This is a genomic window from Solwaraspora sp. WMMA2101, assembly GCF_049179175.1.
In the GTDB taxonomy this organism is placed as follows: Bacteria; Actinomycetota; Actinomycetes; order Mycobacteriales; family Micromonosporaceae; genus Micromonospora_E.
Genome location: NZ_JBMHMA010000006.1, coordinates 951232 through 970873, shown reverse-complemented (window position 1 = coordinate 970873; position 19642 = coordinate 951232). Strand labels below are relative to the sequence as shown.

At 74.0% G+C, this 19642-nt stretch carries 17 protein-coding genes and 1 pseudogene; 4 read left to right on the top strand and 14 right to left on the bottom strand.

Translation table 11 applies throughout. The features are described 5' to 3' along the window. The first annotated feature begins 5 nt into the window (after positions 1–5). Positions 6–1109, top strand: a complete 1104-nt coding sequence (locus ACN28F_RS04920; RefSeq protein ID WP_421357102.1) for a Vms1/Ankzf1 family peptidyl-tRNA hydrolase — start codon at positions 6–8, stop codon at positions 1107–1109. Positions 1110–1147: 38 nt separating this feature from the next. Here the strand turns inward: ACN28F_RS04920 and ACN28F_RS04915 are convergent, their stop codons facing one another. Then, complete coding sequence (locus ACN28F_RS04915) at positions 1148–2023, bottom strand: universal stress protein (RefSeq protein WP_289206906.1); 876 nt, start codon at positions 2021–2023, stop codon at positions 1148–1150. Then, complete coding sequence (locus tag ACN28F_RS04910) at positions 2020–2997, bottom strand: Acg family FMN-binding oxidoreductase (protein WP_421357101.1); 978 nt, start codon at positions 2995–2997, stop codon at positions 2020–2022. Before ACN28F_RS04910 ends, ACN28F_RS04915 begins: the two co-directional genes overlap by 4 nt. 137 nt (positions 2998–3134) lie before the next feature. Between ACN28F_RS04910 and ACN28F_RS04905 the strand changes: the two genes are divergently transcribed. After that, positions 3135–3773 carry a response regulator gene (locus ACN28F_RS04905; RefSeq protein ID WP_282226610.1) on the top strand — a complete coding sequence of 213 codons (639 nt, stop codon included), beginning with the start codon at positions 3135–3137 and terminating at the stop codon, positions 3771–3773. An 18-nt stretch (positions 3774–3791) separates the two neighbouring features. Here the strand turns inward: ACN28F_RS04905 and ACN28F_RS04900 are convergent, their stop codons facing one another. The 5 genes from ACN28F_RS04900 to ACN28F_RS04880 form a co-directional block, all read right to left on the bottom strand. Continuing rightward, entirely contained in the window at positions 3792–5465 is a 1674-nt protein-coding gene (locus ACN28F_RS04900) for a GAF domain-containing protein (RefSeq protein WP_421361262.1), read from the bottom strand. An 84-nt stretch (positions 5466–5549) separates the two neighbouring features. After that, positions 5550–6434, bottom strand: coding sequence for a universal stress protein (locus tag ACN28F_RS04895; protein ID WP_421357100.1), 885 nt, complete (start codon positions 6432–6434; stop codon positions 5550–5552). 12 nt (positions 6435–6446) lie between these two features. After that, complete coding sequence (locus tag ACN28F_RS04890; protein ID WP_421357099.1) at positions 6447–7532, bottom strand: Acg family FMN-binding oxidoreductase; 1086 nt, start codon at positions 7530–7532, stop codon at positions 6447–6449. 16 nt (positions 7533–7548) lie between these two features. Next, positions 7549–10245: a cation-translocating P-type ATPase gene (locus ACN28F_RS04885; RefSeq protein WP_421357098.1), complete on the bottom strand. Its 2697-nt coding sequence runs from the start codon at positions 10243–10245 to the stop codon at positions 7549–7551. Next, positions 10235–11257, bottom strand: a complete 1023-nt coding sequence (locus ACN28F_RS04880; protein ID WP_421357097.1) for an Acg family FMN-binding oxidoreductase — start codon at positions 11255–11257, stop codon at positions 10235–10237. Before ACN28F_RS04880 ends, ACN28F_RS04885 begins: the two co-directional genes overlap by 11 nt. Before the next feature lie 216 nt (positions 11258–11473). Here ACN28F_RS04880 and ACN28F_RS04875 point away from each other — a divergent pair, with 216 nt between their 5' ends. Beyond that, on the top strand, positions 11474–11962 hold the full coding sequence (locus ACN28F_RS04875) for a cyclic nucleotide-binding domain-containing protein (RefSeq protein ID WP_421357096.1): 489 nt from the start codon (positions 11474–11476) through the stop codon (positions 11960–11962). 197 nt (positions 11963–12159) lie between these two features. Continuing rightward, positions 12160–13488 carry an FAD-dependent oxidoreductase gene (locus ACN28F_RS04870; RefSeq protein WP_421357095.1) on the top strand — a complete coding sequence of 443 codons (1329 nt, stop codon included), beginning with the start codon at positions 12160–12162 and terminating at the stop codon, positions 13486–13488. A gap of 4 nt (positions 13489–13492) precedes the next feature. Here ACN28F_RS04870 and pflA read toward each other — a convergent pair whose 3' ends face one another. The 7 genes and pseudogenes from pflA to ACN28F_RS04835 all read right to left on the bottom strand — a co-directional run bounded on the left by pflA (position 13493) and on the right by ACN28F_RS04835 (position 19627). Next, the gene (pflA, locus tag ACN28F_RS04865) at positions 13493–14227 is read right to left on the bottom strand and encodes a pyruvate formate-lyase-activating protein (protein ID WP_421357094.1); all 735 of its coding nucleotides are present in this window, start codon (positions 14225–14227) and stop codon (positions 13493–13495) included. Position 14228: 1 nt separating this feature from the next. Further along, on the bottom strand, positions 14229–16457 hold the full coding sequence (gene pflB, locus ACN28F_RS04860; protein ID WP_421361260.1) for a formate C-acetyltransferase: 2229 nt from the start codon (positions 16455–16457) through the stop codon (positions 14229–14231). Between the two features lie 98 nt (positions 16458–16555). Continuing rightward, a complete protein-coding gene (locus ACN28F_RS04855; RefSeq protein WP_421357093.1) occupies positions 16556–17104 on the bottom strand; it encodes a universal stress protein in 549 nt (182 codons plus the stop codon). Between the two features lie 13 nt (positions 17105–17117). Further along, entirely contained in the window at positions 17118–17993 is an 876-nt protein-coding gene (locus ACN28F_RS04850) for a universal stress protein (RefSeq protein WP_421357092.1), read from the bottom strand. Positions 17994–18008: 15 nt separating this feature from the next. After that, positions 18009–18458 carry a universal stress protein gene (locus ACN28F_RS04845; RefSeq protein WP_421357091.1) on the bottom strand — a complete coding sequence of 150 codons (450 nt, stop codon included), beginning with the start codon at positions 18456–18458 and terminating at the stop codon, positions 18009–18011. A 365-nt stretch (positions 18459–18823) separates the two neighbouring features. Next, positions 18824–19117 (bottom strand): annotated as a pseudogene (locus tag ACN28F_RS04840) (helix-turn-helix transcriptional regulator); the annotation flags it as partial. 75 nt (positions 19118–19192) lie between these two features. Beyond that, entirely contained in the window at positions 19193–19627 is a 435-nt protein-coding gene (locus tag ACN28F_RS04835) for a hypothetical protein (RefSeq protein WP_289206895.1), read from the bottom strand. Positions 19628–19642: the final 15 nt, after the last annotated feature.

The following is a 19642-nucleotide window of genomic DNA, read 5'->3' as shown; positions in this document are numbered from 1 at the left end:
CTACGGTGACTTCGACCACGCCCCGTACCACCCTCGCCGACCTGGCCACCGTCCCCGGCCCGTTCGTGTCGCTCTACCTGGACACCAGCGGCCGGGCCCCGGACACCGGCGAGCAGGTCCAGCTGCGCTGGCGGGCGGCCCGCCAACGGCTGGCCGAGGCGGGGGCGCCTGGCGAACTGCTCGACGTGATCGGCGGGCTGACGAACCGGGCCTACGCCGACGGGGACACCCTGGTGGTGATCGCCGACGCAGAGCGGGTGCGGCTGGTGCGTCAGCTGCCGGAACCGCCGGAGCGGGAGATCGCCAGCTACGGTGCGATCCTGCACCTGTTGCCCCTGTTGCGCTGGCAGCAGCGGCAGCTACCCGTTCTGGTGGTGGCGACCGACCGGGTCGGCGCCGAGATCGTCGCCCTGCAGCCGGACGGTGTGGAGGTGACCGAGTCGGTCGCCGGGGAGACGTTGCACATTACCCGGTCGCATCCGGGCGGCTGGTCCCAGCGGCGGTACCAGCAGCGGGCCGAGGACCGCTGGGAGGCCAACGCGACGCTGGTGGCCGAGCGGCTCGCCGAACTGGTCGACGAGGTCCGACCCCGGGCGGTCGTGGTCACCGGGGACGTCCGGGCGGTGCAGTTCCTACGGGACAAGTCGCCGACCCGGGTCGCCGAACTGCTGCACGAGGTGCAGGGCGCCTACGACACCACCGACGCGGCGGTCGAACAGGCCGTCGACGTGGTGGAGGGCATCGCCGACGCGGACGTGGCCGCCGCCGTCGCGGCGTACTGGCGGGAGATCGGCCAGGCTGACCGGGCCGCCGCTGGGGCGTCGGACACGCTCGCGACGCTCGCCCGCCGGCAGGTCGACACCCTGCTGCTGGTCGACGACCCGCAGCTGACAACCCGTTCGGCGTACGCCGGACCGCAGCCCGACCAGGTCGGTGCCACGGTCGGCGCGGTGGCCGTTTTCGGCGTGACGGATCCCGTCGAGGTGCCGCTGAGTGATGCCGCCGTGCGGGCCGCCCTCGCCGGCGGAACCCGGCTGGTGGTGGTGCCGGACAAGCTCGCCGACCAGGTGCCCGACGGCGTCGGTGCGATCCTGCGTTACACCGTCTGACCGGGCGGCAGGGACGTTCGACCCGGCTGGCGGGCCGGTCAGCGGTGCGAATGTGGGCGGGCCACCAGCACCGGGCAGTGTGCGTGGTGCACCAGCGTCTGACTCACCGATCCGAGCAGCAGCCCGGTGAACCCGCCCCGACCACGGGAACCGACCACGACCAGGCCGGCTGTCCGGCTGGCCTCCACCATCACCGCGTCTGCCTCCACCCCCTCCAACGGACGTTTCTCCGCTGCCAGGTCCGGGTGGCGGCGGCGGACCGCCGCCGCGGCCTCCTCGAGAACCTCGTCGGCCTCGGCCCGGGCGGCCTGCGCCGGTGCGGGGAACTCGCCGCTGTCGCGCATCGAGTTCGGCCACCACACGTGCAGCAGCGTCAGGTCGACGCCTCGCGCGACGGCCTCGTCGGCGGCGATGAACAGGGCGGTTTCGGCGTGCGCCGACCCGTCGACGCCGACCAGCACCGGCCGGTCGGTGTCGTCCGGCGCGTCCGGTGGACGGACCACCAGCACCGGGCAGTGCGCATGCCCGGCCACCTGGGAGCTGACCGAGCCGAGCAGCAGCCCGGTGAACCCGCCGAGACCGCGGCTGCCGACCACCACCAGCTCCGCGTGCCGCGACTCCTCGATCAGGGTGGGTGCCCCGCCAGCGGCGACCTGCCGGGTCTCGACCATCAGCCCCGGCCACTGCGCCCGCAGCTGCGCCGCGGTCTCGGCCAGCATCCGCTCACCTTCCTCGTTCGGGCCCGGTAGCTCCCCGTCGTAGGGGTTGATCGGGATCCCGTACCCGAAGGCGTGCAGGTATCCGTGCACCAGCACCAGCGGCGCGTCGCCGCGTGCCGCGGCGCCGGCGGCGTGCCGGGCCGCGCACAGACTCGCTGGCGAACCGTCGACACCCACGACGATCGGGTCAGTCATGTTTCCTCCAGGACCGTGTCGATCACGTCGGTCGTGTCCCGACGCGGCGTCGGTCGACCTGGCTGACCGTATCCGATCCGGATGACCATCTGCGGGGAACCGAACCGGCCCAGCGCCAGGCGGAGCTGCTCCCGTGCCTGGGCCACCTCGATCGGCTGGGACAGCATCGACGCGGCCAGACCGGCGTCGGTCACCGTCAACAGCACCCGCTGCAACGCCTGCCCGGCGATGAGCTGGTCGCTGGGCGTGTTGCCGGCTGCGCCGAGCACGGCCACCAGCGGCTCCGACTCGAAGTCGCGCCCCGGTACCCGCAGCCAGTCACCGAACGGCCGCTGCGGCAGCAGGTCCTGTGGTTCGGCGACCGGCCCACCGGAGATCGCCGGCACCCCGTCCGGCGCGGGGTAGTGCCGGGTCAGCCGGGCCACCTCGGCCTGGTAGGCGGGGTCCCGGTCGAGCACCCGGTGGGCGCTCATCGCGATCTCCGCGATCGCGCCGACTGCGGTCGAGCCGATCACCAGCTCCAGCCAGCCGTCCTCGGCTCGGGCGGCGTCGATGAGCCGTTGCCGGATCGGCGGCGGCACCGGATCGGGCCGGAACGGCAGCCGGTTGCTGTGCCGGCGGGGGATCGCCGCGTGCAGCCGGCACTCGGTGGGGGTGGCGGCGTGCGGGGCCGCCGGCACCAGCCGGGCCAGCAGATGCGGGTCGGCCGGCTCCGGCCGCAGCCGGACCTGCGCGGGCGTGCCGCCGACCGCCAGCGCCAGCCGCAGGTTGTACAGGGCGGCACCGCAGCCGATCCGGGCCGCCCAGCCGGTCGGGTCGCAGGCCGGCAGCAGCCGGCTCCGGTCGAGCCGTACCTCGATCGCGCCGTCGGCCAACCGGAACCGCCACGGCTGGTAGTTGTGCAGCGACGGGGCGCGGACCGCCGCGGTCACCGCGGTGCGGAGCTGGTCCAGGGTGAACGTGGTGGTCAACATGCCTACACGATCCGCCCTGCCCACCGGCGGCGGCAGGGTCGGATGTCCCGGATTCATGGGCCCCCCGCCCCGCCGGACCCCGCCACGCGGGACCTTGGACCCTGGCAACCGGGTGCGCAACCGGGTAGAAACGGGGGATGATCCGCGTGTTTCTGCTCGACGACCACGAAGTGGTCCGCCGTGGCCTCGCCGACCTGCTGCAGAGCAGCGGTGACATCGAAGTGATCGGCGAGTCCGGCTCCGCCCAGGAAGCGAGTCGGCGGATCCCGGCGTTGCGTCCCGACGTGGCGATCCTCGACGCCCGGCTACCTGACGGCAACGGCATCGACGTCTGCCGCGACATCCGGGCCGTCGACTCCTCGATCAACGGGCTCATCCTCACCTCGTACGAGGACGACGAGGCACTGTTCGCCGCGATCATGGCCGGTGCCGCCGGCTACGTGCTCAAGCAGATCCGCGGCACCGACCTGGTCGACGCGGTGCGGCGGGTCGCCGCCGGCCAGTCGCTGCTCGACCCGGCGGTCACCCGCCGGGTGCTGGAGCGGATCCGCAGCGGCGTCGAGGAGCCGCACGAGCTGAAGTCCCTCACCGAGCAGGAACGTCGGATCCTGGAGTACGTCGCCGAAGGGCTGACCAACCGGGAGATCGCCGGCAAGATGTTCCTGGCCGAGAAGACCGTCAAGAACTACGTCTCCAGCCTGCTGGCCAAGCTCGGCCTGGAGCGGCGGACCCAGGCGGCGGTCCTCGCCACCCGGCTGCTCGGCCCCCGGCACTGAGCAGCCCAGCCCGCAAGGTCAGTCCCGCAGCGGGACCGTCCAGGTCAGGAGCGTGCCCCGGGGGTCCGCCGTGGCGATGGTGAACGTCCCACCGTGCTGCTCGGCGCGCTGACGCATGTTCACCAGCCCGCCCCGGGCGGCCGCCGGGTCGACCCCGACGCCGTCGTCGGCCACCGTCAGTTCGACGTGGCCGTCGAGGACCCGTACCTGCACCAGGACCCGGCTGGCCCGGGCGTGGCGCACCACGTTCGACAGCGCCTCCCGCAGCACCGCCAACAGGTCCGGACGGACCGGATCCGGCACAGCGCTGTCCACCGGGCCGGACAACTCCAGGGCGGGCCGGAACCCGAGGCCGTCGGCGGCCAGGTCGACCGCCTCCCGCAGCTCGGTCCGCAGTGCGGCGCTCATCGGCGTACGCAGCTCGAAGATGGCCCGGCGGATGTCGCGGATCGTGGAGTCCAGGTCGTCGACCGCCGCGTTGATCCGTTGCCCGATCTCCGGCCGGCCGGTCAACGGCATCGCGCTCTGCAGCTGCAGCCCGGTGGCGAACAGCCGCTGGATCACCACGTCGTGCAGGTCACGGGCGATCCGCTCGCGGTCCTCCAGCACCACCAGCAGCTCACGTTCCTCCTGGGCGCGGGCCCGCTCCATGGCCAACGCCGCCTGCCCGGCAAAGCTGGCCAGCAGCGGCAGCTCGCCGTCGGCCGGCACGTCGGCGTCGGCGCGGTGCGCCACCACCAGCACGCCGTGCATCGTGTCCGCCACCGTCAACGGCGACACCACGGCGGGGCCGGCGGTGACCGGCACCGGCCACGGCGCGGCCTTCGCCAGGCTCTCCACCATCCGGTGCTCACCGCTGGCCACCGCGTCGGCGAAGCTCGTCTCACCGGCCGGCAGCGTCGCGCCGACCAGACCCGGGACCACCCCCTGCGCGGAGTCGACGACCTCCACGATGAACTGGCCGATCTCGTCGTCGTTCACCAGCACCAGTACCAGTTCCGCCTCGGCGACCTCCCGGGCCCGCCGCGCCACCAGGGTGAGCGCGTCGGTACGGCGTACCGTGCCGAGCAGCACGCCGGTGATCTCGGCGGTGGCCGCCAGCCAGCGTTCCCGGCGGCTGGCCAGCTCGTAGAGCCGGGCGTTCTCGATGGCGACGCCGGCCGCGGCAGCCAACGCCACCACGATCTCCTCGTCGTCGTCGGTGAACTCGGCCGCCCCCTGCTTCTCCGCCAGGTACAGGTTGCCGAAGACCTGGTCGCGGATGCGCAGCGGGACGCCGAGGAAGCTGTGCATCGGTGGGTGGTGCGCCGGGAAGCCGTACGACCGGGGATGGGTGGTGATGTCCGGCATCCGCACCGGTGCCGGGTCGTCGATGAGCAGGCCGAGCACGCCTCGGCCGTGCGGCAGGTCGCCGATCGCGGCGTGGGCGGCCGGGTCTATGCCGTGGGTGATGAAGTCGACCAGTTGGCGGTCCGGTCCGATCACCCCGAGCGCGCCGTAGCGGGCACCGGCCAGCCCGCACGCCGCCTCGACGATGCGCCGCAGCGTGCTGTGCAGGTCGAGGTCGCTGCCGATGCCGACGACCGCGTCGAGCAACGCCCGCAGCCGTTCCCGGCTGGTGACGACCTCGCCGACCCGGTCGAGCATCTCCTGCAGCAGCTCGTCCAACCGGACCCGCGACAGCGGCGTCAGACCGAGCGACGGCACGTCGCGGTGTTCCTCGGGCGGGGGGTTGGCGGCCACGACCATGATGCTAACCGCCGGGTACGGCGTGAGTCAGTCCTTGTCCTTGGCGACCCGGACGATCGCCAGCGGGCAGTCGCTGCGGTACAGCAGCGCGTTGCTCACCGAGCCGAGTAGCAGACCGGTGAAGCCGCCCCGGCCGCGCGCGCCGACGACCAGCAACTGCCCCCGGGACGACTCGTCGACCAGCACCTTGGTGGCGCGGCCCTCGACGGACAACTGCCGTACGGCCAGCTCGGGGTGCCGCTCGCGCAGCCCGGCGACCGACTCGGCGAGCACCGCCTCCTCCTCGGCGCGCAGCGCCGCCGCGTCGTAGACCAGCGGCTGCATGTCGCCGGGGCCGATCGACGGCGGATGGGTCCAGGTGTGCACGGCGAGCAGGTCGGCACCGCGCAGGCTGGCGGCCTCGGCGGCGAACTCGACGGCCCGTTCGGACAGTTCCGAGCCGTCGACGCCGACGATCACCGGCCCGTCCTCGGCGCCACTGCCCCGGGCGACCAGGACCGGGCACTCGGCGTGGGTGGCCACCTGGGAGGCGACGGAGCCGATCAGCGCGCCGGAGATCGGGCCGAAGCCCTGGTCGCCGAGGACCACCAGGGCGGCCGTGCGTGATTCGGCCAGCAGCACCGGGGCGGCCGCCCCGTCGATCACCTGGGCGGTGACCGGCACCTGCGGCGCGGTGGCGGCGGCGGCCGCCGCGGCCTCGTCGACGATCTCCTTGGTGTACCGGCGGATCTCGTCCTCCGGTGGCACCGCCGGGGCCAGGCCCATCGGTGCCTGCATGACCGGCCAGGCGAAGGCGTGCACGATCCGCAGCGGCCGGTGCCGCAGTGCGGCCTCCCGGGCGGCGAACCGGGCGGCCCGCACCGCGGACTCGGAGCCGTCCACCCCGACGAGTACGGGTGCCTGGGTGTCCATGGTGTGTCCTCCTCAGGGTGCGGTGTCGTGGACCTCGCTGGTGTCGACGACCTGCGTGGTCGGCATCCGGGGGGTGTGCGGTGGACCGGCGTGGTCGGCGCTGGCGATGCCCAACCGCAGGACCAGGTACGGGTAGCCGAGCTCGGCCAGGATGCCGCGCAGGGTCTGCCGGGTGGCGGTGACCTCGATGGCGCCGCTCAACGGCACCACCGACACGCCCAGCTCGGTCGCGGTCAGCCAGGCCGCCGACAGCGCCTCGCCGGCGGCCAGCCAGCCGGCGGGGGAGTCCTCGTCGCCGAAGAGCAGCGCATAGACGGCGGCCCGGTCGTGGCCTGGGCCGACCGGCAGGGTGCCGACCCGGCCGAAGTCGCGTCCGGGGACGGTGGTCTGCGCCTGGCTCGCCGGCAGGACCTGCTCCGGCAGTCCGGTGCCGGCCGGGGTGGCCAGCCCGGTCCAGTAGTCGAGTTCGCCCCGGATCTGCGGGTCCTCGGACTCCAGCTCCTCGGCGCGGCTGGCCGCCGCGGCCAGTTGCAGCACCTGGTCGGAGGAGAGGATCTGCATCCGTACGGTGGTGCCGGCGGCGGTGATCGCGGTGACCGAGGCGACCGGCAGTGGCTCGTCGCTGACCGGCCGTCGGTCGGTGTGCCGGGTCTGCATCGCCTGGACCATCCGCATCACGTCGGGCTGCACCGTGATGCGCTGGGTGGGCCGCACCACCGCCAGCAGGTCCTGGCCGTCGCCGGCCGGCAACCGGTTCACCTGCGCGGTCCACCCCTGGGCGGCCAGCGCGATGCGGGCGTGGTGCAGGGCCGCACCGCAGCTGAGCACCAGCAGCCGGCCGTCCGGGTCGGTCGCCGACAGTTGACGGCTGCGGTCGGCGTACAGCTCGAGCCGGTCCGGCCGGACCCGCCAGCGCCACGGCTGGGTGTTGTGCACCGACGGCGCGTAACCTGCGGCGGCGGCGGCCTGCGCCAGTACGGCGGCGATCGGCCGGTCGGCCTCGGCCCCGGCGGTGGTCGCAGCGCCGTCCGGGCCGGCGTCCTCGGTCGCTGCGGCCCCGGTGGTGGCCTGGGTCCCGGCGGTGGTCGGCTCGTCCATCTGCTGCCCTTTCTGGTCAGGTCTGCTCCACGGCCGGTCGGTTGGCGGCCGGGTGCGGGGAATCCGGACCCGAGCTACCTCCGTTCCCGCTCCGGGACAGATGTAACACCAGTGCGGGCAGCGCCGCGAGTGCGGTGCAGCCGGCCAGCTCGACCAGGGTGAGTGGTTCAGTGCCCAGCAGCGCCTGCAGCGGGCCGAGATACACCCCGGCGAGTTGCAGCACCGCGGCGGCGGCCACCGCGACCGGCAGGGCGGGATTGGCCCGGCGCACGCCCGGACCGGAGGCAGGCCGGCGGGCCCGTACGGCGAGGGCGACACCGAGCTGTGCCAGGCCGAGCGTGACGAAGATCATCGTCTGCCAGGGGCGGCCCGAGTGGTACGCGACGACCCCGACGGCAAGGGTGACGGCGGTGATCGCCGCCCCGATCGCGGCGACTCCGGCGAGCAGCCCGGCACCGAGCACCGATTCGGTCGGCGGACGCGGCGGCCGGCGCAGCACGTCCGGCTCGGCCGGTTCGGCGCCCAGTGCCACACCGGGAACCCCGTGGGTGAGCAGGTTGATCCAGAGGATCTGTGCCGGCAGCAGCGGCAGCGCCAGCCCGAACAACGGCCCGAGCAGCATCACCGCCAGTTCGGCCGCGCCGCCGGCGAGGGCGTAGCGCAGGAACCGGCGGATGTTGTCGTAGATGCGCCGTCCTTCGCCGACCGCCGTAGCCACCGTGGCGAGGTTGTCGTCGACCAGCACCAGATCGGCGGCCTGCCGGGCGACGTCACTGCCGGTGCCCATCGCCACGCCGATGTCGGCGCGCCGCAGCGCCGGCCCGTCGTTGACGCCGTCGCCGGTCATCGCCACCACGTGCCCCTGGGCCTGCAGCGTGGCGACGACGGCCAGTTTCTGTTCCGGCTGGATGCGGGCGAACACCCGGGCGCCGGCCGGGCCGTCCGGGTCGGTGGCGACCGGGTCACCCGGCGAGTGAATGCCCAGCTGGCCGCCGATGGCGGCGGCGGTCCCCGGATGGTCGCCGGTGACCAGCAGCAACCGTATCCCGGCGGCGGCGAAGGTCCGCGCCACGGCCGGAGCGTCGGTCCGGACCGGGTCTCCGACGCCGAGCAGCCCCAGCGGCCGCAGCCCGACGGGGTGGGCCGGGTCCGGCGGGGTCGTCGTGACGGCGGCCGCGACCGCCAACGTCCGCAGCCCCTGCCCGGCCAGGACATGCGCGTGCCGCAGCAACCTGCCGAGGGTGTCCGGGTCGGCGGCGGTGACCTCGGGGGTCAGCACCGTCTCCGGGGCACCCTTGCAGACGGTCAGGTACCGGCCGTCGCAGGTGCGGTGCACCGTGGTCATCCGGCGGTGTGCCTGATCGAACGGGTGCTCGGCGACGCGCGGCCAGGCCCGGCGTACGTCGTCGTCGGCCAGTCCGACCCGGCCGGCGAAGGCGACCAGCGCCGCCTCCAGGGGATCTCCGACCGCCCGCCAGTCGCCGGTGTCGTCGTCGGGTGCCCGCAGCTGCGCGTCGTTGCACAGCAGCGCGGCGCGGGCCAGCTGTCGCAGATCGTCGGGCGCGACGCCGACCGGTCCGTCGTCACCGTCGACAGCGCCGGCGCCGTCGACAGCGCCGGCGCCGTCGACAGCGCTGGCGCCGGCGCCGTCGAGGTGGCGGCTGATCCGACCGTACGGCTGGTAGCCGGCCCCGGTGACCGCGTACCCGCCGACTCCGGTGACCGCCCGCTGCACCGCCATCCGGCCCTCGGTGACGGTGCCGGTCTTGTCGGCGGCGACGACCGTCACCGACCCGAGGGTCTCGACGGCGTGCAGCCGGCGCGGCACCGCGCGGACCTTGGCCATCCGGTGCGCGCCGAGCGCCAGCGCCAGGGTCACCACCGCCGGCAGCGACTCGGGCACCGCCGCGACGACCAGGCTGACGGCGGTCACCGCCAGATCGGCGACAGGTTGGCCGCCACCGAGTCCGATCAGGAACACCAGACCGGACAGGAGAACCGCAGTCGCCCCGAGCACCCGACCGAGCCGGGTCAGCCGCAGCTGCAGCGGGGTCGGTCCGGGCCGGGTGTCGCGCATCAGGGCGGCCATCCGGCCGAGCGCGCTGTCCGCGCCGGTGCGGGCCACCACCCCGGTGGCCCGCCCGGCCACCACGACGGTGCCGGCGTGGGCCGGCTCTGCGTCGCCACGGCGGACCGGCACCGACTCGCCGGTCAGCATGGACTCGTCGCACTGCAACCGGTAGGCGTCGGTCAGGGTCAGATCGGCCGGGACGATGTCCCCGGCGGTGACCCGCACCAGATCCCCGGGGACCAGGTCCGCCGCCGGCACCACCTGGTCGACGCCGTCGCGGCGGACCCGGGCCACCGGTGCCGCCAACCGGTCGAGGGCGGCGATCGCCCGGTCCGCCCGTACCTCCTGCACCACGCCGATGGCGGTGTTCACCACCACCACGAGCAGGATCACCGCGGTGTCGGGGTAGTCCGCCAGCGCGGTGGTCACCACCCCGGCGGCGAGCAGGAGCGCGACCAGCGGATCGGTCAGCTGGCGGGCCACCCGGCGGGCCAGTCCGACCCGGGCCGCCCCGCCGGCGACCACGTTCGGTCCGTACGCGGCACCTCGGCGGGCGACCTCGGCGGCGTCGAGTCCCGCCGGGTCGAGTCCCGCCGGGCCGCCGTCGCCGGGGTCGACGGCGGGACGGGTGTCAACCGACACTGGTCACCCCCGCGACGCCGACCGGCCAGCCCGGTGCGGAGTCGATCAGCTCGTCGAGCGGCCGGCGCGGCACCGGCGGGCTCAGCGGGCCGTAGCCGATGCGGATGATCGCCTGCGCCCGCCGCCCGTCGGCGCTGCCACCGAGCAGGTCCCGCAGCTCGGGGTACTCCAGCGGCTGGGTCATCAGGGTCGTCGACAGTCCGCGTACCGTCGCGGTCAGCAGCACCCGCTGCAGCGCCTGCCCGGCCCGCAACCAGTCACGGGGGCCGTCGGCGGTGGTGTAGAGCACGGCCAGCACGGGGGAGTCCTCGAAGGCGGCGACCCGCCGGCGTCGGGCCGGCCAGACCAGGCCGAAGTCCCGCACCGGCACGGTGCGGGGGACCGGCCACGGCCCGAACGCCTGCGGCGGTACGCCGTCGAGCCGACCCGGCCGCTCCCGGGTCCACCGCTCCAGCTCCACCCAGTACGCCGGATCGGCCCGTCGCCGGTCCTCGGCGGTGCTGATCAGGGCCACCACCGAGGGGCCGGCCAGCGGGTCGACCACGGCCAACCGGCCGTGTTCGGTGCGGGCGGCGGCGACGAGTTCGTCGAGCACCTCGGGCGGCACCGGCAGGTCGGTGAATGGCCGCCGGTTGGTGCGCCGGTGGGCGACGGCGCGGGCCAGCAACCGGACGGTCTCGTCGGCCTCGATCGGCGCGCCGACGGTGATCCGGGCCAGCAGGTCCGGCTGGCCCGGTTCGGGCAACAACCGCAGCACCGGGGTCCGCCCGTGGGCGAGCATCGCCACCCGCAGGTTGAACACGGCGGCTCCGACGCTGATCGTGAGCTCCCGGCCGTCCGGGTCGATCAGGTCGACCTGGCGTGCCCGGTCGGCCAGGACGTCGACGCCGTCGGGGTGCGGCCGGAACCGCCACGGCTGGCTGTTGTGCACCGACGGCGCGGCGCCGGCCGCCTCCAGACAGGCCGCCATCAGCGGGCCCGGTCGGCCGTTCCAGCCCCATCCGGTGTTCATCGCCACCCACCACCCTTTCTGCGCGAACCGCCTCACCCGCCTCCACTGTCGTCCAGATCGCCCCGGCCGGGCAGGGGCGTTGCGCCGCAAGCCGGCAGGCACTGCGTCCCGCCCGGGCGGGACCTCCGACCCTGTCGCCGACGGTGCGTCGTCGGCTGCCATGAAGGTCCGTGGCAGCTGCCACGGGGGTGCCCGCGAGGCGAGGATTGGAGTCCGATGATCCGGACCATCGATCTGCTCGACGACCATCCGTTCCTGGACGGGCTGCCCCGACCCTGGCTGGAGCGGCTCTCCTATCAGGCCCGCCCGGGGGTGCGTCACCCCGGCCAGCGGATCTTCCAGCAGGGCCGGGCGGCGGACCGGTTCTGGTTGCTGCGCTCCGGTGAGGTCACGCTGGACTTCCAGGTGCCGGGTCGGGGAGACATCGCCATCGAGACGATCACGGCCGGCAGCGTCCTGGGCTGGTCCTGGCTGTTCGCCCCGTACCGGTGGGAGTTCGGTGCGGTCGCGGTGGCGCGGACGTTGACCATCGAGTTCGACGCGGCCGGCACCCGCCGGCTGATCGCCGAGGACGACGCGCTCGGCCGGGAGCTGACCACCCGGTTCATGCGGGTGATGGTCGACCGGTTGCACGCGGCCCGGACCCGCTTGATCGAGCTGTACCAGCCGGCACCGTCGTCGGTCGGCGAAGTGACCGGCGGGTAATCGGACCTGGTGTGCGAACGCTTCCGGCACCCCCCTCGTTGGAAGCGTGTCTGCCAAGCCGGAGCTCAGGGCGCGGTTCAGCATGATGCATTGTCTCGACAGGCATCGATTCAGCTGATGGGGTGACGGCCGGGCTCCCGGACCTCACCGCTGTGCGTCGTGCCTCGGCTGGCCGCCACGACGTCGAGGGGAGACAGATGAGCAACGAGTACGCCACCCGGCACCTGCCCGTGGTCGTGATCGGCGCCGGCCCGGTGGGTCTGGCCGCCGCCGCCCATCTCGCCGGGCACCGGGTCCCGTCAGTGGTGCTGGAAGCGGGCGACACCGTCGGTGCCGCGATCCGCAACTGGCAGCACGTACGGCTGTTCAGCCGCTGGCGGGACAACATCGACCCGGTTGCCGGCCGGCTGCTCGACACCGCCGGCTGGCCGGTGCCCGATCCGCAGCGGTACCCGACCGGGGCCGAGCTGATCGACGACTACCTGCTGCCACTGGCCGGTCTGCCTGCCCTGGCCGACCGGATCCGCTACGGCGCCCGGGTGACCGGCATCGCCCGGCTCGGCATCGACCGGCTGGCGGGTGCCGACCAGCTGACCGGCACCGACCGGGCCGACACCCCGTTCGTCGTGCGCCTCGACGACGGCACCGAACAGCTCGCCCGGGCCGTGATCGACGCCTCCGGGACCTGGCACACCCCGAACCACCTCGGTGGCGAGGGCCTGCCCGCCCTCGGCGAGTCGGCCGCCGCCGCGTACCTGGACTTCGCTCTGCCCGACGTGCTCGGCACCGACCGGTCGGCACACGCGGGCCGGCACACGGTCGTGGTCGGAGCCGGCCACTCCGCCGCCAACTCCCTGCTCGACCTGATCGACCTCGCCGGTGCCGTGCCCGGCACCCGGATCACCTGGGCGGTCCGGCGGGTCGGCGCCGACCCGGTGTTCGCCGCCGACGACGCCGACGCGCTGCCGGCCCGTGGCGCGATCGGCACCGGGCTGCGCCGGCTCGTCGACACCGGGCGGGTCACCCTGGCCGCCGGGTTCGTCACCCATCGCGTGGAGCGGTGCACGGCGGCCGGGCCGGTCCGGCTGGTCAGCCGCGATGGTCGGTCGATCGTCGCCGACCGGGTCGTGGTCGCCACCGGGTTCCGCGCCGACCACCGCCTCGCCGCCGAGCTGCGCCTGGACGTCGACCCGGTGCTCGGCACCAGCCGGGGGCTGGCCGCCCTGCTCGACGCGGACCGGCCCCGGGGCGGGCCGGCACCGGCGCACTCAGTGGCCGAACTGCGCCATCCCGAGCCCGGCTACTTCGTCGTCGGTGTCAAGAGCTACGGCCGGTCCACCGGGTTCCTGATGGCCACCGGCTACCGCCAGGTGCGCCAGGTCACCGCGGCGCTGGCCGCCGGACCCGCCGTCGACCGCCGCCGTAGCGCCAGCCATCCGTTGCGCTGGCCACCGGTGTGGCCGCGCCGCGCGGCGACCGCCACCGGCCACGCCGGCCGGTCCGTGGTGAACCTCAGTAGACGGTGAGGCCTCAGTAGACGGTGAGGCCACGGTCGCGGAACTGTCGCCGTACCCGCTGCAGCAGCGCGTCGTCCGGCGGCGGGGTGTCGGCCAGCGGAAAGTCCAGTCCGAGCTCGGTGTACTTGTGGGCCCCGAGCCGGTGGAACGGCAGCACCTCGACCCGCTGGACGCTGCCCAGGCTGGCCGCCACCTCGGCCACCCCGGCCACGTTGTCCGGCGCGTCGGTCAATCCCGGCACCAGCACGAACCGGACCCAGATCGGGGTGCCCCGGCCGGCCAGCCGGCGGGCGAAGCGCAGCGTGGGGTCCACCCGGCCGGTCCGGGTCACCCGCCGGTAGGTCTGCGGGTCGGACGACTTGATGTCCAGCAGCACCAGATCGGTGGCGTCGAGCAGCGCGTCGTCGGCGCGGGCCCCGAGGAACCCGGAGGTGTCCAGCGCGGTGTGCAGCCCGGCGTCGTGACACCGGCGCAGCACCGCGCGGACGAAGTCCGGCTGCATCAGCGGCTCACCGCCGCTGAGCGTCACCCCGCCGCCGGCGACCGAGATGAACCGCTGGTAGCGCAGGATCTGCGTGACCAGCGCGTCGTCGGTGGTGGGGGTCCCGCTGCGGCGGAACCAGGTGTCCGGGCTGTGGCAGAACTGGCAGCGCAGTGGACAGCCGGCAAGGAATGCGACGAACCGGGTACCGGGGCCGTCCACCCCGATCGACACGTCGTAGGAGTGGACCGCCCCGGTGGTGGTCATCTCACAGCCCGCCGTGGAAGGTGCGGGAGATGACGTCGCGCTGCTGCTCGGTGGTGAGTCGGACGAAGTTCACCGCGTACCCGGAGACCCGGATGGTCAGCTGCGGATACCGCTGCGGATGCGCCATCGCGTCCTCCAGGGTCGCCCGGTCGAGCACGTTGACGTTGAGGTGGAAGCCTCCGCCGTCGGTGTAGCCGTCCAGCACGCCGACCAGGTTCGCCACCCGCTCCGCCGGGGTGCGCCCCAGGCCCGCCGGGGTCACCGTGGTCGTCAACGAGATGCCGTCGCGGGCGCAGTCGTACGGCAGCTTCGCCACCGACATCGCCGCCGCCACCAGCCCGTGCCGGTCCCGGCCGTTCATCGGGTTGGCTCCCGGGGCGAACGGTTCACCCGCCCGGCGTCCGTCCGGGGTGTGCCCGGTGTGCTTGCCGTAGACGACGTTCGAGGTGATGGTCAGCACCGACAGGCTGTGCTCGGCGTCGCGGTACGCGCGCTGCCGACGCAGCTTCGCCATGAACGTCTCGACCAGCCAGGCCGCGATCTCGTCGACCCGGTCGTCGTTGTTGCCGAAGCACGGGAACTCGCCGTCGACGACGTAGTCCACCGCCAGCCCGGTCGCGTCCCGCAGCACCTTGACCCGGGCGTGGCGGATCGCCGACAGGCTGTCGGCGGCCACCGACAGTCCGGCGATCCCGCAGGCCAGGAAGCGGTGCACCGGGTAGTCGTGCAGCGCCATCTCCAACCGCTCGTACGCGTACTTGTCGTGCATGTGGTGGATGACGTTGAGCGCGGTGACGTAGGTGGCGGCCAGCCAGTCCAGCGTCCGGTCGAACGCGGCGACGACCTCGTCGTAGTCGAGGTACTCGCCGCCGACCGGCGGGGTCTTCGGCGCGACCTGTTCGCCGGTGACCTCGTCACGACCGCCGTTGATCGCGTACAGCAGGGCCTTGGCCAGGTTGGCGCGGGCGCCGAAGAACTGCATGTCCCGCCCGACCCGCATCGCCGACACGCAGCAGGCGATCGCGGTGTCGTCGTCGTACCAGGAGCGCAGCGTGTCGTCGTTCTCGTACTGGATGGCGCTGGTGTCCAGCGAGACCTGGGCGCAGAACTGCTTGAACCCGGCGGGCAGCGACGGCGACCAGAGCACGGTCAGGTTCGGCTCCGGGGCCGGCCCGAGGTTGTACAGGGTCTGCAGGTACCGGAACGTGGTGCGGGTGACCAGGGTGCGTCCGTCGGCGCCGGTGCCGCCCAGCGACTCGGTCACCCAGGTGGGGTCACCGGAGAAGAGCTGGTCGTACTCCGGAGTGCGCAGGAACCGGATGATCCGCAACTTGATCACGAAGTCGTCGATCAGCTCCTGGGCACCCAGCTCGGTCAGCAGGCCGGATTCGATGTCGCGCTGCAGGTAGACGTCGAGGAAGGTGGCGGTCCGCCCCAGCGACATCGCCGCCCCGTTCTGCTCCTTGCAGGCGGCCAGGTACGCGAAGTACAGCCACTGGACGGCCTCCCGGGCGTCGGCGGCGGGCCGGGCGACGTCGTAGCCGTAGGCGGCGGCCATCTCGGCCAGTTCGCCCAATGCCCGGATCTGCTCGGCCAGCTCCTCCCGGTCGCGGATCACCTCGTCGGTGGAGGGCACCAGATCCAGCGCGGCACGGTGGGCGCGTCGTTCGGCGACGAGCCGGTCGACCCCGTACAGGGCGACCCGCCGGTAGTCCCCGATGATCCGACCGCGCCCGTAGGCGTCGGGCAGCCCGGTGATGATGTGCGACCGGCGGGCCCGCAGCACGTCGGCGGGGTAGGCGTCGAAGACGGCGTCGTTGTGGGTCTTGCGGTACGCGGTGAAGATTCGGTGCACCTGCGGGTCGGCGTCGTAGCCGTACGCGGCCAGGGCGTTCTCCACCATCCGCAGCCCGCCGTGCGGCATGATCGCCCGACGCAGCGGTGCGTCGGTCTGCAACCCGACGATCAGTTCCCGCTCCTTGTCGATGTAGCCGGGGGCGTGCGCGGTGATGGTGGACGGGGTCGCGGCGTCGACGTCGTAGATGCCCCGGTCGCGTTCCTCGACGAACATCTGGCTGAGCTGGTCCCAGATCGCCCGGGTCCGGTCGGTCGGGCCGGCGAGGAAACCGGCGTCGCCGGTGTACGGGGTGTAGTTGGCCTGGACGAAGGCGGCGACGTCGACCGTGTCCCGCCAGCGCTGGCCGGCGAAGCCGCGCCACGGGTCGCCTATCTGCGGGTCGTGGATCTGCGCGGTTCCGTCGTGGATCTGCTCGGCGCCGTCGCGGAGCTGTTCGACGAACATGTCAATCCTCCATCGTGGATGATCGCTCAGGCGGCCGCGCCCAGCGCGGTCGGTCGGGGCGGGGCGGTCGGTCGGTTCGGGGTGCCCCGGGTGGTCGGCCGGGCCGGGGTGAACGGCCGGGCCGTGGTGGTCCGCGCCACGTCGGGAGCGCGGACCACCACGAGCTGCGCCGCGCTGCCCCGTACGACGCGGGTGCCGTCGAGCCGGCGGCGCAGGGCGTCGGCCAACCGTCCCGGTGTGCCCTGGTCGCCGCCGATGACGAGCAGGTCGGCGCCGGCGGCGGCGTGTGCCAGGGCGGCGTCCGGCGCGGCGTAGATGGTCTCCCGGACCACCAGTGGTGTGGTGTCGAGACCGGCCAGTGCCGTCGCGATCGCGTCGCGCTGCATCCGGTGCAACCGGACCTGACCGGCCGGCAACGTGCCGTCGGACCTGGCCACCGCCCGGTCCACGTCCGGCCAGGCGGTGACCACCAGTACGGTCGCGCCGCACCGCCCGGCCCGGCGTACCGCCCAGGCCAGCGCGGCCCGGGCGGCCGGGGAGCGGTCCAGCCCGACGGTGATCCGGCGCGGGTCCATGGCGGCCGCCGACTCAGTGCGATGCCGCCAGGACAGCGGTCTCGCGGACCACCGCCACCGGACTGTGCGAGTGGTGCAGCAGCTGCTGGGACACCGAGCCGAGGAGCAGCCCGGTGAAGCCGCCCCGACCCCGGGAACCGACGACCACGAGACTGGCGGTGCGGGTGGCGTCGACGAGGACCCGACCCGGGCTGTCGCCGACCGCCTCGACGGTGATCGTGAGCTCGGGGTACTTCTCCCGCCACGGTGCCACCTCGTCGTCGAGCAGCGCACGCTCGGCGGCGACGATCTCCCGTGGATCGAACGCCGGCGGTCGCCAGCGCTGCGCGGGCGGGCTCCAGGCCCGCAGCACCCGCAGCCCGACCCCACTGCCGGCCGCGTGGTCGACGGCGAACCGGAGCGCGAGCAGCGACGCTTCGGAGCCGTCCACTCCGACCACGACCGGGCCGTCCGGGTAGGGCTCGCCGCGGACGACCACGACGGGGCAGTGCGCGTGGGCGGAGACCGCCACGCTGGTCGATCCGAGCAGCAGGTCGGCGAAGCCGCCGTGCCCCCGGTTGCCGACGACCAGCAGGGCCGCGTCGCGGGACTTCTCCCGCAGCCGGATCGCGGCGGGTCCGTCGAGGACGACGGTGGTGATCTCGGCTCCCGGGTGGGCCTCGACGGCTTCGGCGGCCGCGACCTGCAGCATCTTCTCGGCGTCGCGCCGCGATACCGCGTCCGGCCAGACCTCGGGAGCGGAGATGATCGGAGCCGTTGCGGGCGGCCATTCGAACGCATATCCGAGCACGACCGGGGTCGAGGTCCGTACCCCCTCGGCGACGGCCCAGGCCAGGGCGGCATCGGCGCTGGCCGAGCCGTCGTAGCCGACCAGTATCGGGCGGTTCATCGTGATCGCCTCCCGTCAGCTGGTGGTGCCGGTCGCCGACGCGGTCAACGCCGGTACGGGGATGACCACGACCGGGCAGGTGGCCTTGCGGACGCATTCCTCGCTGACCGAGCCCAGCACCGTGTGCTGCAGCCGGCTGTGGCCGTGGCTGCCCAGCACCAGCAGGTCGGCGGAGCGGGCCGCGAGGGTCAGCACCTCGGCGGCGCGGCCCTCGTGGACCTCACCGACGACCGGCACCGCCGCGCCGTAGCGTGCGGTCATTGCGGCGAGTTCGCTGTCGAGCAGATCGTTGGCGCGCTGACGCTCCTCGATCGGGCTGACGGCGGTGCCGCCGTCCCAGCGCCAGGCGATGACGGCGCGCAGCGCGCCGCCCCGGTTGGTTGCTTCCTTGGCGGCCCAGTCCAGTGCTCGGCGGCCGCCCTCGGAGCCGTCGACGCCGACGACGATCAGGTGACTGGCGCTCATCGTTCTCACTCCTTCAATCGCACCTGCCTACAGTCCACACCCGGTGCCGGGTGGGGGGCAGGTGCGAAAGGCCCGCCGTTGCGGGACTGGGGTCCCCCCGGCCGCTCGGCGTCGACCGGCCGCTGCGCCGGTGCGGTCGCCCGGTGGACCGTGCCCGGGTGTGGCGGCGGCGCCGGGTCCCCGGCAGGGGATGCCGGATCCCCGGCCGGCGATCCGGTGGCCGGCCGATCGACGGTCGGGTCCGCTGCTGTCGGGTCCCCGGCTGTCGGGTCCCCGGCTGTCGGGTCCCCGGCTGTCGGGTCCCCGGCTGTCGGGTCCCCGGCGGTCGGGTCCCCGGCGGTCGGTGGTCCGGCGGCCGGGTCTCCGGCGGTGAACAGGGCGAGCAGTTCACCGACCAGGTGGTCGCGTTCGGCCGGGTGCCGGAACGGCACCTGCGGATCGACCGTGTACTCGTTGCGTCGTCCCACCCGGTGCCGGGTCAGGTAGCCGGCGGCCTCCAGGTCGGTCACGATCGTGTGCGCGGCGCGTTCGGTGATCCCGACCCGGGCCGCCACGTCCCGCAACCGGGCCTGCGGGTCGCGAGCGATGGCGAGCAGGACGTGGCCGTGGTTGCTGAGCAGGGTCCAGGCCGGAAGGCGCCACGTGTCGGGGGTTGTCACAGCGTAATGATATGAGTACCAATACGTGAACATCGTCCACATCGGCGATGCCGCCCGCCGGCCCCGGCCATCGCCCTACCCGGACAGCCGCCGCGCCCGTAGCATCCGTGCCCACCAGGGACGATGTCCGTCCGCCACGACCCGGGGCGCGGCACCGGGCAGCCCTTTGAGACTCACCCAGCCGCCCGGACCCATCGTGATGGTGCGCACCGTCGGCGGGCGGCGGCGGCTGGCGGCCACCGCCGCCACGCCCGCGCTCACCGCAGTGAGCACCGTGGCGGCGAGCACCGTGACGGCGATCCGGTCGGCGGCCACCACCGGCCGGTAGCGGACCCGACCGGCGGTCACCACGAACACGCCGAGCGGTCGCCCGCCCCGGCTCACCGGGATCACCGTCGTCGGGTCCGCGCCGCCGGTGCCGAGCACCGGGCCGAACGGGCCGTGCGGCGCGTCACCGCCACCGGTGTCCGGGTCGGTACGGGGCGGATCGACCACAGTTGCGCTCAACATGCTGCTCTCCCTCAG